We start from the raw sequence: 11,217 nt of genomic DNA on the forward strand, positions 1-11,217 counted from the left end.
ACCACGATGACCCCCGACGCCGGGCACGAGGCGAGATACCGCGCCATCGCCGCCGACCTCGCCGCGAAGATCCGGTCGGGACACTACGCCCCTGGCGAGGCCCTGCCCCCGCAACGGGAGCTGAGCACCGCCTACGGGGTGACCCTCATGACGTTGCGCCAGGCGCTGCGGGAGCTGAGCGACGAGCGGCTGATCGTGCAGCAGCCCGGCAAGGGCACGTTCGTCGCCCCGCCGCACCTGGCGTACCAGCTCGACTCGCTCCGCAGCCTGGTCGACGACCTGCGTAAGCAGGGCCACGACGTGCGCACCTCGGTGGCCGGGCGGGCGATGCGGCGCGCCCCGGCCCGGATCGCCGCGGAGCTGCGGCTGCGTCCCGGCGACACCGCACTGCGGCTGGAGCGGGTGCGCGAGTTCGCGGGGCGTCCGGCCGTGCACCAGGTGTCGTGGGTGCGGCGGCCGGTGGCCGACCAGATCCGCGACCGCGACTTCACCGCCGTCTCCCTCTACACCGCGCTCGCCGACGCGGGGGTGGCGGTCGCCAGAGCGTCCGAGGTGGTGCGGCCCGGCCTGCTCGACGCCGCCGCCGCCCGCCACCTCGACGAGCCGCAGGGCAGCCCGGTGCTGGTCAGCAGCCGGATCACCTACACGCTCGACGCCACGCCGGTGGTGTCCGACCACGCCACGATCCTCGGCAGCATGATGGAGATCCGCACCGAACGCGCCGCCACCGGGCTGTCGCTCACCTGGGGGGCCACCAGCTGAAGGGTGTGGCTCGTGGAAGCCGTACTGGTGATCGTCGATCAGGGCGACCGGGTGCTGTGTGACGTGACCGGCGCGATGAGTTTCCGCGCGGTCGCGAGTCTGTTCCTGCGACCGTCGCCGACATCACGGAGGACACCATGACGACCGCTCCACTGCCCGGCCGCCCGCCCGTCACCGACCTGGCCACCTGGCAGGCCGCCAGGGACGAGCTGCTGGCCAGGGAGAAGGCCCACACCCGCGAGGGCGACGCCATCGCCGCGGCCCGCCGCCGGCTGCCGATGGTGGAGTTCGACGGGACGGCCGAGGTGGTCGGCCCCGACGGGCCGGTCCCGTTCCTGGAGCTGTTCCAGGGCCGCGACGAGCTCGTGGTCTACAAGCACATGTGGTACGACGGCGCGCCGCACCAGGGCCAGTGCGAGGGCTGCACCACCACGGCCTGGCACCTGAAGGACGCCGTCTACCTCAACGCCCGCGGCGTCTCCTTCGCCGTCGTGACCACGGGCCGCTGGGAGGAGGTGGCCGCCTTCGTCGCGTTCATGGGCTACACCCAGCCGTGGTACTCGGTGCGGGACGCGCCCGCGCCGATCGGCGACAGCATGGGTTTCCTCACCTGCTACCTGCGCGACGGCGACCGCACGTTCCTCACCTACTCCACGACGGGGCGGGGCAACGAGCGGGTCAACGCCTCCATGGGGCTGCTCGACCTGACGCCCTACGGCCGCGGCGAGGCGTGGGAGGACAACCCGGAGGGCCGGCCGAAGGGGCGCGACGCGTGCTGGACGTGGCGCTCGGATGCTGAGGGGGTGCCCACCTGGGGCCCGACCAGCCGTCCCGTGCCGCAGTGGACCCGTCCCGGCGCCACACCCGTGGACACCCTGGGCCGGAACGGTCACTGCCACTGACCCGCGCCCGCACGTGCGGGACCGGTGCCGGTACGCCCGGCACCGGTCAGGGCGTCAGAGGGTCAGTGCGTCAGGGCAGCGTCCGCAGGTACGTCGGCGGTTTGCGGGCCTTGGTGGCCTGCTCGAACGCGTACCCCAGGGCGATCAGGGTCGGCTCGGAGAAGCGGGTGCCGAAAAAGGTGACGCCCAGCGGCAGCACGTCACCGGCGTACCCGGCGGGCACCGTGATCGCCGGGTAACCGGAGACGGCGGGAGGCGCGGAGGAGGAGACGAAGCCGCTGAAGTCGTCGCCCTTGACCAGGTCGGTGAGCCAGGCGCGGGCGTTCGTGGGCGCGAGGACCGCGTCCAGCCGGTTGGCGGACACCACGGAGTCGATCGCCTGCCGGGCCAGCGAGGTGGCCTTCTCGCGCGCGGCCCGGTAGGCGGGATCGTTCAGGTCGCCGGTGGTCGCCTGCGCCTGCTGGAACAGCTCCTGCCCGAAGTAGCGCAGCTCGGTCGAGGCGTGCCGCTCGTTGAACGCGATCAGCCCGGCCAGGTCGCCGGGATGCCTGCCGGGGGTGGCGGCCAGGTAGGCGTTCAGGTCGTGCTTGAACTCGGTGAGCAGGGCGGTGAACTCCGGCTCGCCGACCTCGTCCATGCCCTCCAGCTCCAGGTCGTCGACGACGGTCGCGCCGCGCGCCCGGAGCGTGGCGACGGCGGCGTCCAGGGTGGCGAGCACCTCCTGGTCGCCGGCGGCGGCCGAGCGCCAGACGCCGATGCGCTTGCCTGCCAGCGCGCCGGGCTCCAGCGCGCCGAGGTAGTCGCGCTCGCCTCCCGGCTCGGTGGCCGGGTCGCGCGGGTCCACGCCCTGGATGGCCTCCAGGACGGCCGCGGCGTCGGTGACGTTCCTGGTGATCGGGCCGGCGGTGTCCTGCTGCGCGGAGATCGGGATCACGCCGGCCCGGCTGACCAGGCCGATCGTGGGTTTGATGCCGACGACGCCGTTGGCGCCCGCCGGGCAGACGATCGAGCCGTCGGTCTCGGTGCCGATGGTCACCGCGGCCAGGGTCGCGGCGGCGGCGACCGCCGAGCCGCTGCTCGAACCGCAGGGGTTGCGGTCCAGGACGTAGGGGTTGTTGGTCTGGCCGCCGACGGCGCTCCATCCGCTGGAGGAGGGCGAGGAGCGGAAGTTGGCCCACTCCGAGAGGTTCGCCTTGCCGAGGATCACCGCGCCGGCCGCGCGCAGCCGTTCGACCAGGAAGGCCTCGCGGGCCGGGCGGGAGCCGAGCAGCGCCAGCGAGCCGGCGGTGGTGCGCAGCCGTCCGGTGGTGTCGATGTTGTCCTTGAGCAGGACCGGGATGCCCTCCAGTGCGCCGCGCCCGCCGTGTCGGCGCCGCCTGTCGCTGCGTTCTGCCTCCTTGAGCGCCGCCGCGGGGTCGGTCTGGACGACGGAGTGCAGCAGCGGGTCCACGGCGCGGATCCGGTCGAGGTAGAAGCGGGTGAGCGTCACCGAGTCGAAACGTCCCCGGTCCATGGCGCGCTGGAGGTCGAGGACGGTCGCGCGGTCGAGGTCTAGGCCGCGCAGGACGGTGCCGGGGTGACGGGGGTCCTCGAGGCCGGCGTGGGCGGTGGGTGCCACGGATAAGCCGGCGATGAGCGCCACCACCGCCGGCCATCGTGCGGGATGCATGGGCTTCATGGGCCACGAGCGTAGCCCTGAAGCGAGCGCCGGTCAGGGGGTGCGGGCGGCACGTCGGCGCAGGGTCCGGGTGGCGCAGGCGGTGCGGACGGCACGTAGCCCAGGAGGTCCGGGTGGCCCAGGCGGCGCAGACGGCACGTCGGCCCAGGAGGTGCGGATGCCGGCATCGGCGCGCGGCGCCCGGCTGGTGCGGGTGGGGCGGGCTCAGCCGGGAGAGGCCGGTCGGTGGGACGGTGCGGCGGCGAGGAGCCCCGTGCCCAGCTCGGTGGGGTGGTGCAGGACGAGGTTGACCTGCCGGAAGCTGGCGATGAGGTTGGCCTGGCGCAGGACGCAGGCGTGCTCGCTGGCCGTCGGCACCGAAACCCCCACCTGCCGGGCCAGCTCGCTGGTGCTGCAGCCGGGCTCGCGGGCGATGCAGCTCAGGATCTCCGCCCGCGTCCGTCCGAGCAGCGCCACCAGGGCGTCTCCGGCGGTGGCGGCCGGTGCGGTGGCGCGGCGCGGGATGGGGCAGGCCAGGACGGGCGGCAGCGCCGGGTCCACCAGCGCCACCGGGTGCCCCCGGCAGAAGTAGGACGGGATCACGGTCAGCCCCCGTCCCCTGAGGTGGATCTCCCTGCTCAGGCCGGGCGGGTAGTCGATCTCCAGCACGGGCGGGCGCCAGCACGCCGTCGGCGCGAGGTGGGCGAGCAGTTGCTCGGCGCCGCCCGCGGCCAGGTGCCGCGACAGGATGGCGCGCTCCTGGGCCAGGGCGGGCTCCGCGTGCGGCCACTGCGGTGCGAGCGCCGCGTCGCAGTAGCGCGTGACGAGCCGCCCGAGCCGCCTGACGGCGCGCGCGTCCCCGCGCGCGAGGTCGGTCAGGTCGGCGGAGAACGGCGCTGAGCTGCGGCGCAGCCGGTCCAGCTCAGCTCGCAGCCGCCTCCGCGGCGTGTCGGTGAGCGCTTGCAGGGCCTGCTCGTCGCCCGACTGCGCCTCGATCGGGGTGAGGAAGTCGGGGAAGTACGGGCCGCGCGGGACGAGCGGGAGCAGCAGCGAGCGCACGGCCGTCAGCAGGCCGTCGCCGGTCAGCCGCGCGCGGGCCTGACGCCGCCAGCAGGCCATCGCGCCCCCGCCGTCGCGGGCCTGCAGCCGGTGCAGGCTGCCCACCATCTCCCACAGCAGGTCGGTCCGGGTCGCCGGGCGCGTGAGCGCCAGGTCCTCGGAGGTGAAGACGATCCTCAGGACACCGCGAGAACGAGGGGACATGTCCGTCTCTTCCCGTTGACGGGGAGGTGCTGGGCCTTCTCGGCCACGATAGGGGATCAGCGGTTTGTCAGCCCCGGTGGGCACACTTCCCTCATGCCCGATGAGCCCCTCGAACTCGGCGAGATCGCCCCCTCCGACTACCACTTCCACCACGACACCATGGCCGGGGTCGGCTTCCTGACCATCGCCAGGCGGCTGCCCTCCCTCATCGGCCAAGCTTTACGCCTGGCCTGGCAGGCGGGGCCGCGCGACACCATGACCACCGTGTCGCTCAACCTGCTCGGCGGGATCGTCACCGCGTTCGGCCTGCTGGCCACCACCGGCGTGCTCAACGCGTTGTTCAGCGAGGGGCCGACCCCCGAGCGGGTGCTGGCGGCGCTGCCCAGCCTGGTCCTGGTCGGCGCCGCCGCCGTGCTCCGCACGCTGCTGCAGGCGGGCGCGAGCTGGGCGGAGGCGCGGCTGAGCCCGCAGATCGAGCGCGCCTCCGAGGAGCGGCTGTACTCGCTGACCAGCCGGGTCGAGCTGGTCGCTTTCGACGACCCGGAGTTTCACGACGCCCTGGAACGCGCCAGGGGCCGGGGCGCGGGCACGGCCAGTTTCGTGGTGTCGTCGGCCGTGGACGTGGTCACGTCCCTGGTCGGGCTGGCGGCGGCGGCCGGTGTGCTCGGCCTGCTGCATCCGGTGCTGCTGCCGCTGCTCCTGCTGGCCGTGCTGCCCGACGCGTGGGCCGCGGTCCGCAGCGCGCGCCAGCGCTACTCCACGATGTACGGGCTCGGCCCGGCCCGCCGCCGCAAGTGGATCCTCGCCGAGCTGCTGGCCGATCGCGAGCCCGCGGCCGAGGTGCGGGCGTTCACCATGCGGCGCTTCCTGCTGCGCGTCTACGACGCGGTGGCCAGGGCCGAGCAGGAGGAGATGCTCAAGCTGGTCAGGCGGCAGACGCTCACCCGGCTGGCCGGCAACGCGCTCAGCGGACTCGGCAGCGCCGTGGTCTACCTCGCGCTGGGCGTGCTGCTGACGATCGGCGCCATCCCGCTGGCGGTGGCGGGCACCGCCGTGCTGGCCATCCGGTCGAGCCAGGGCTCGCTGTCGGGCCTGCTGTTCACCACCAACCACCTCTACGAGCAGGGGCTGTACTTCACCGACTTCCTGCGGTTCTGCGACGACGCCGAGCGCCGCCTGATCCCGCCGCGCCCGTTGCCCGCGCCGGAGGGCTTCGACCGCATCACCGCCACCGACCTGACGTTCACCTACCCGGGGATCGAGGAGCCGGCGCTGCGCGGCGTGTCCGTCGAGATCAAGCGGGGCGAGATCGTGGCGTTCGTCGGTGAGAACGGCTCCGGCAAGACCACTCTGGCGAAAATCCTGTCCGGCCTGTACGAGCCCGACTCCGGCACCGTCCACTGGGACGACGTCGACCTGCGCCAGGTCAGCCCGGAAACCCTCCGCACCCGTACCGCCGTCATCGCCCAGGACCACACCCGCTGGCCGCTCACCGCCCGCTACAACATCACCATGGGCACCGACAAGGGCGAGCCCGCCCTGCACGCCGCCGCCGCCGTCGCCGGAGCCGACGACGTCGTCGCGGACCTCCCGAACGGCTACCGCACCCTGCTGGATCGGCGCTTCAAGGACGGCCACGAGCTGTCCGGCGGCCAATGGCAGCGCATCGCCGTCGCCCGCGGCTTCCACCGCGACGCCGACCTGCTCATCTGCGACGAACCCACCGCCGCCCTCGACGCCCGCGCCGAACACGCCCTGTTCGAACGCATCCGCCACCACGCCGACGGCCGCACCGTCCTGCTCATCACCCACCGCCTGGCCAGCGTCCGCTACGCCGACCGCATCTACGTCCTCGACCACGGGCGGGTCGTCGAGCGGGGCGATCACGACGCGCTGCTCGCCGCGGGCGGGCTGTACGCCGACCTCTACACCCTTCAGGCCAGCGCCTATCGGTGAGCCAGCCTCAGGCGGGAGCCGTGCCAGCGGTCGCGCAGCCAGCGGTCGTGGCTGGCGATCACCACGGCTCCCGGGCCTGCCGTTCCCAGGGCCTCCTCCAGCTCGTCGGCCAGGCGGGGTGAGAGGTGGTTGGTGGGCTCGTCGAGCAGGAGCAGCTCGGGCGGGTCGGCCACCAGGAGGGCCAGGGCCAGGCGGCGGCGCTGGCCCACCGACAGCTCGCCGACCCGCAGGTTCGTGTCGCGCAGGGCGATCAGGCCGAGGGAGTGGAGGGGGACGGTCTCGGCTCGTTCGGGGCCCAGTGTTCGCTCGTAGGTCTCCCTGACCGTGCGGTCCGGCTCGGTGAAGACGGTGTCCTGGGTCAGGAGGCCGGTGGCCAGGCCGGGACGCCGGCGCACCTCGCCGTCAGGGTGCAGCCGTCCGGCCAGGACGGACAGGAGGGTGGACTTGCCTGCGCCGTTCGGGCCGGTGACCAGGAGGCGGGTTCCGGGGGTGAGGTCGAGCCGGTCGATCGAGAGCCGCCCCGGGACCCGCACGTTTCGCAGAGAGAGCAGGGAGAGCAGGGGCTGGCCGTCGTCCGAGGCGGTCGCGGTCAGCGAGCGGGAACCGGCGTCGTCTCCCCCGGCGGCCGTCAGCGGGCGGAAATCGGCGTCGTCTCCCCCAGCGGCGGTCAGCGAGCGGGCATCGCCGTCGTCTCCGGTGGGCGCGGTCGGGGAGCGCGGAACGCCGTCGTCTCCCCCGGCCGTGGTCAGCGGGCGGGGGTGGAAGCGGAGTGGGGGTGGCGGGGGCGGGACCTGCTCGCGTTCCAGCTCGGCGAGCCGCCGCGCCGCGTTCCGCACCCGCCGGGAGATCTGCTGCTGCACCCGCCCGGCGCGATGCCCGTACCCCATCTTCTCGTTGTCGCGCCGCAGCCCGTCCAGCGCCACGTTGCGCGCCGTCACGGCGACGGACCGGCGCAGTTCGTCCAGCTCCTCCTGCTCCTCGGCGTGGCGCCGCTCCCACCGCTCCCGCTCGGCGCGCTTCTCGGCGAGGTAGGCGCCGTACGCTCCCCCGTACCGGACGGGGCCGTCCAGCGACGGGTCGAGGTCGATCAGGTCCGTGCAGACCGCGTCCAGGAACGCCCGGTCGTGGCTGGCCACGACGACCACCCCTGTCATGCCGCGCAGTTGCTCCTCCACGAACGCGGCGGCGGCGTCGTCCAGGTGGTTGGTGGGCTCGTCGAGCAGCAGCGCGGCGGGCCGCCTGATGAGCAGCGCCGCCAGGGCGAGCCGCCCGCGCTGCCCGCCCGACAGCGACGCGACGGTGCGCGTGTGCGGCAGGCCGCCCAGGCCGAGCCGGTCGAGGACGATGCCCGCGCGCCGGTCGGCGTCCCAGGACTCGTGCAGTTGGGCCTGGTCGAGCCGGGCTCCGTACGCTTCGAGCAGCGCGGCGTCGGAGGGGTTCGCGGCCAGCTCGCCGCTGAGCCGGTCGAGCTCGGCCAGGTCCGTACGGGCCTCGCGCAGGGCGTCGCCGAGCACGGCGGCGATGGTGGCGTCGGCGGCGTACGGCAGCTCCTGGTGCAGGAAGCCCAGGTCGGCGGGCCGGACGACGGTGCCGGAGTCGGGTTCGTCCGTGCCGGCGAGCAGCCGCAGCAGGGTGGACTTGCCGGCGCCGTTCTCGCCGATCAGGCCGATCCGGTGGCCGGGGGCGGCGGTGAGGGAGACGCCGTCGAGCACGCGCCGCGTGCCCAGCGTCCGTACGAGCTCGCGCGCGAGCAGGGTGTCGTTGACCATGCGGGAAGACCTCGGGGAGAAACCCGGGCGCGCCGGGGCCGCCCGGTGAAGGGGACAGGTTTCGGGGACGACGACCAGGGCCCGCGTCGGCGGCGGCATCTGAGCGCACGCCGGGAGGCCGGTCAGGCTCCGGTCTCACCCGGAGATGTCGTCGTCACCTGCCATGCCTGGTCTCCTGTCTCATGATCTTCCTTACGGAGGATATCAGCGCGGCCCGGCCTCTCGTCTGCGCGCCCGGTACGCCGCCGCCTTGATCTTGTTGCCGCACGAGTCCATCCCGCGCCAGGGTGAGCGCGCGGTCGTCGTGACGCTCGCCGCCGAGCCGGGGGTAGACGGCCTCCCGCAGCGCCAGCGCAGGGTCGCCGCAGATGAACACGTGGGCGGGCCTGGCCGTCACTGCTCGTCGGCCCAACGCGGATGGTGCTTCCTGGCCCACGCCCGCGTGACCGTCCCCGTGCGCATGCCGAGCCGGGCCATCGGATCCCGGTGGGCGAGCCGGATGTGCCCTGCCACGATGACGGCGATCGCCAGCGCCGTCAGGTCGTGCACGAAGATGGCGCTCGTCCGGGAGATCCACGGCAGCAGCCCGCCGAACCACATCAACAGGCCGGTGAACATCATCACCGGCACGGCTCCGGCGATCCAGCCCGCCCAGATCTTCTGCCCGGCGTTGAACTTCCCGGCCGGTCGCGGGCCCGTGGCGCCCTGGCGTACCGCGCGCAGCCACTCCCGGTCGTACGGCGCGAACCGGTTGAGCCTGCGCAGGTCGGCGCGGAACGAGCGGGCGGCCAGCCCGAGCAGGAACGGCGCCGGCAGCAGCAGCCCCGACCATTCGTGGATCGTGACGACCAGGTGCCGCCGGCCGACGAGCTGGGCGAGCGGCCCGAAGTAGAGGAACGCCGCCGCGCCCGCGCACACCAGCATGAGCGTGGCGGTGGCGCGGTGGACGAGCCGCTCGGCGCGGGTGAAGCGCCGCAGCCGCTCAGGCGGCCTGGTCGAGCCAGCCGTCGACGTCATAGCCGTACTCCTCCCAATATCCGGGGACGACCTGGTCGGTGACGGAGATGCCGGACAGCCACTTGGCGGACTTGTAGAAGTACATGGGGGCGACGTAGAGCCGCACGGGGCCGCCGCGCTCGTGGGTGAGCGGCTTGTCCTGCAGGTCGAGGGCCACCACCACGTCGGAGCGGCGGGCCTGGTCGAGTGTGAGACTCTCGGTGTAGACGCCGTCGAAGCAGGTGAAGCGGACCGCCTTGCCCTCGGGCCGCACGCCCGCCAGGTCGAGCAGGTGCGCCAGGGACACCCCGCCGAAGGGGGTGCCGGGCACCCGCCAGCCGTCGGTGCACTCGACGTCGCCGACCACCCGGGTCTGCGGCAGGGCGCGCAACTCGTCCAGCGTGAACGTCATGGGCCGCTCGACGAGGCCGCCCAGCTCCAGCCGGTAGTCGGCCGGGGTCTTGCGCGGCACCGAGCCCGCCACGCTGAAGTAGCGGAAACCATCCGTGCTGGGCAGCAAGCCGGTCAGGCCGGTGGGGTCGTTCTCGCTCACGGCGCCGAGCGCCCGGTCCCAGCCGCTGCGCAGGAACGGCGCGGCGGCCAGGCCCAGGGCGCCCGCCGCGAGCGTCGAGAGCATCACGCGGCGCGCGATGGGCGCGCCTTCTCCCGCTGGACGTCGCTGGCCGACCATCACATCACTCCCGAGGCAGTCACCTGTTCAACTAGTGACGATCGTCGCAGGAACGCTCGTCACCTGTCAAACCGGTGACCGTCTCAGCCCATCGGCCCCCAGGCGGGACGCGCACCCGAAGCCGCCTTGCGGCCCAGCCGACCCGCCCTGACCTGCACGGCCAGGCTGTCGAGGATCACCCGCGAGCTGAGCAGGGCCGTCTGCTCAGCCCAGTCGTACGGCGGCGAGCACTCCACCACCTCGATCCCGGCCAGCCCCGGCTCCGACACCAGCCGCACCAGGTTGAGCGCCTCCCTCGGCAGCAGCCCGCCCGGCTCAGGCCAGCCGGTGCCCGGGACGAACCCGGCGTCGATCACGTCGATGTCGAACGACAGATACACGGCCTCGGCGTTCTGCCAGGCGATCTCCAGAGCGGTCTCCGCGACCCGCTCGACGCCGACCCGCTCCACGTCCCCCACCGTGATCACGGTGGTGCCGCGCTCGCGGCCGACCTTCACCCCGGCCCTGGGCGCCTGCCAGCCGCCGATGCCGACCTGCACGAGGTTGGTGGCCGGAGCGTTCCTGATGTTGGTGGCGTGGAACCAGGGCGTCGTGTGCATGCGCTCGTCGAGGTCGGTCTCCTGGGTGTCGACGTGCCGGTCGAAGTGGATGATCCCGACGTTCCCCTCGTGGTGCGCGGCCAGCCCGCGGATCGTCGGGAACCCGATCGAGTGGTCCCCGCCCAGCACCACCGGCACCACGCCCCGCTGGACGACGTGGCTCATCGCCTGGCTGATCTGGTCGAACGACTTCTCCAGGTTGCCGGGGATGGTGAACACGTCCCCGATGTCCACCAGGTTGAGCTGCTCGCGCAGGTCCACGCCCAGCTCGTAGCTGTAGGTGCCGAACAGGTTCGTGCTGCGCCGGATGCCCTGCGGCCCGAAACGGGTGCCGGGCCGGTACGTCGCCCCCGCGTCCAGCGGCACCCCGAAGACCGCCACCTCGGCGTCGCCGACGTCGTGCACGTCCTCCACGAAGGGGCACTTCAGGAACGTGCCGCGCTCACCCGCGAAGTGCGGCAGCTCTCCCCGCGAGAACGTGGGGATCGTGCGATCCGTCAGCGTCGGCGCGCCCGGCAGCCCGTGGGCCAACGCCCGCTCGATCTCCTCCTCGTGCCGGGCCGTCGGAATTTCCGCCTCCGCCCGCTGGGCCCAGGAGCCTTCTTGATTTACGTTGGCCATG

Annotated in this window: 11 protein-coding genes; 4 read left to right on the forward strand and 7 right to left on the reverse strand. The window is 73.5% G+C overall.

Annotated elements, in window-relative coordinates; translation table 11 throughout:
- The first annotated feature begins 6 nt into the window (after nucleotides 1–6).
- From ABD331_RS37310 to ABD331_RS37320, 3 genes are read left to right on the forward strand one after another with little or no spacing between them, the layout of a single operon-like run.
- Nucleotides 7–762 (forward strand): GntR family transcriptional regulator, encoded by a 756-nt coding sequence (locus ABD331_RS37310; protein ID WP_344485865.1) that lies wholly within the window; start codon nucleotides 7–9, stop codon nucleotides 760–762.
- Between the two features lie 12 nt (nucleotides 763–774).
- Nucleotides 775–903 carry a hypothetical protein gene (locus ABD331_RS37315; protein ID WP_344485868.1) on the forward strand — a complete coding sequence of 43 codons (129 nt, stop codon included), beginning with the start codon at nucleotides 775–777 and terminating at the stop codon, nucleotides 901–903.
- Nucleotides 900–1,664 carry a DUF899 family protein gene (locus ABD331_RS37320; protein ID WP_344485871.1) on the forward strand — a complete coding sequence of 255 codons (765 nt, stop codon included), beginning with the start codon at nucleotides 900–902 and terminating at the stop codon, nucleotides 1,662–1,664. Before ABD331_RS37315 ends, ABD331_RS37320 begins: the two co-directional genes overlap by 4 nt.
- 70 nt (nucleotides 1,665–1,734) lie before the next feature.
- Here ABD331_RS37320 and ABD331_RS37325 read toward each other — a convergent pair whose 3' ends face one another.
- Together ABD331_RS37325 and ABD331_RS37330 are read right to left on the reverse strand one after the other, a co-directional pair.
- Nucleotides 1,735–3,342 (reverse strand): amidase, encoded by a 1,608-nt coding sequence (locus ABD331_RS37325; protein ID WP_344485874.1) that lies wholly within the window; start codon nucleotides 3,340–3,342, stop codon nucleotides 1,735–1,737.
- 204 nt (nucleotides 3,343–3,546) lie between these two features.
- Nucleotides 3,547–4,584 carry an ArsR family transcriptional regulator gene (locus tag ABD331_RS37330; protein ID WP_344485877.1) on the reverse strand — a complete coding sequence of 346 codons (1,038 nt, stop codon included), beginning with the start codon at nucleotides 4,582–4,584 and terminating at the stop codon, nucleotides 3,547–3,549.
- A gap of 93 nt (nucleotides 4,585–4,677) precedes the next feature.
- On the opposite strand from ABD331_RS37330, the gene ABD331_RS37335 reads away from it, so the two are divergent.
- The gene (locus ABD331_RS37335; RefSeq protein WP_344485880.1) at nucleotides 4,678–6,540 is read left to right on the forward strand and encodes an ABC transporter ATP-binding protein; all 1,863 of its coding nucleotides are present in this window, start codon (nucleotides 4,678–4,680) and stop codon (nucleotides 6,538–6,540) included.
- Here the strand turns inward: ABD331_RS37335 and ABD331_RS37340 are convergent.
- From ABD331_RS37340 to speB, 5 genes are all read right to left on the reverse strand, one after another.
- Nucleotides 6,531–8,309 carry an ABC-F family ATP-binding cassette domain-containing protein gene (locus tag ABD331_RS37340; protein ID WP_344485883.1) on the reverse strand — a complete coding sequence of 593 codons (1,779 nt, stop codon included), beginning with the start codon at nucleotides 8,307–8,309 and terminating at the stop codon, nucleotides 6,531–6,533. The genes ABD331_RS37335 and ABD331_RS37340 overlap by 10 nt on opposite strands.
- A 154-nt stretch (nucleotides 8,310–8,463) precedes the next feature.
- On the reverse strand, nucleotides 8,464–8,721 hold the full coding sequence (locus tag ABD331_RS37345; RefSeq protein ID WP_344485886.1) for a hypothetical protein: 258 nt from the start codon (nucleotides 8,719–8,721) through the stop codon (nucleotides 8,464–8,466).
- The gene (locus ABD331_RS37350; RefSeq protein WP_344485889.1) at nucleotides 8,703–9,326 is read right to left on the reverse strand and encodes a cytochrome b/b6 domain-containing protein; all 624 of its coding nucleotides are present in this window, start codon (nucleotides 9,324–9,326) and stop codon (nucleotides 8,703–8,705) included. The genes ABD331_RS37345 and ABD331_RS37350 overlap by 19 nt, the downstream gene beginning before the upstream one ends.
- Nucleotides 9,292–9,942 (reverse strand): molybdopterin-dependent oxidoreductase, encoded by a 651-nt coding sequence (locus ABD331_RS37355; protein WP_344486135.1) that lies wholly within the window; start codon nucleotides 9,940–9,942, stop codon nucleotides 9,292–9,294. Before ABD331_RS37355 ends, ABD331_RS37350 begins: the two co-directional genes overlap by 35 nt.
- Nucleotides 9,943–10,079: 137 nt before the next feature.
- Nucleotides 10,080–11,216: an agmatinase gene (gene speB, locus ABD331_RS37360; RefSeq protein WP_344485892.1), complete on the reverse strand. Its 1,137-nt coding sequence runs from the start codon at nucleotides 11,214–11,216 to the stop codon at nucleotides 10,080–10,082.
- Between the last annotated feature and the right edge of the window lies 1 nt (nucleotide 11,217).

Origin of the sequence: Nonomuraea monospora, from assembly GCF_039531895.1 — a bacterium.
Lineage (GTDB): Bacteria > Actinomycetota > Actinomycetes > Streptosporangiales > Streptosporangiaceae > Nonomuraea > Nonomuraea monospora.

Excerpts from the sequence above, each read along its gene's own strand:
- ABD331_RS37335 (WP_344485880.1), top strand. The coding sequence starts at position 4,678 with ATGCCCGATGAGCCCCTCGAACTCGGCGAGATCGCCCCCTCCGACTAC.
- ABD331_RS37350 (WP_344485889.1), bottom strand. The coding sequence starts at position 9,326 with ATGACGTCGACGGCTGGCTCGACCAGGCCGCCTGAGCGGCTGCGGCGC.
- ABD331_RS37330 (WP_344485877.1), bottom strand. The coding sequence starts at position 4,584 with ATGTCCCCTCGTTCTCGCGGTGTCCTGAGGATCGTCTTCACCTCCGAG.
- ABD331_RS37320 (WP_344485871.1), top strand. The coding sequence starts at position 900 with ATGACGACCGCTCCACTGCCCGGCCGCCCGCCCGTCACCGACCTGGCC.
- ABD331_RS37325 (WP_344485874.1), bottom strand. The coding sequence starts at position 3,342 with ATGAAGCCCATGCATCCCGCACGATGGCCGGCGGTGGTGGCGCTCATC.
- speB (WP_344485892.1), bottom strand. The coding sequence starts at position 11,216 with ATGGCCAACGTAAATCAAGAAGGCTCCTGGGCCCAGCGGGCGGAGGCG.
- ABD331_RS37355 (WP_344486135.1), bottom strand. The coding sequence starts at position 9,942 with ATGCTCTCGACGCTCGCGGCGGGCGCCCTGGGCCTGGCCGCCGCGCCG.
- ABD331_RS37340 (WP_344485883.1), bottom strand. The coding sequence starts at position 8,309 with ATGGTCAACGACACCCTGCTCGCGCGCGAGCTCGTACGGACGCTGGGC.
- ABD331_RS37310 (WP_344485865.1), top strand. The coding sequence starts at position 7 with ATGACCCCCGACGCCGGGCACGAGGCGAGATACCGCGCCATCGCCGCC.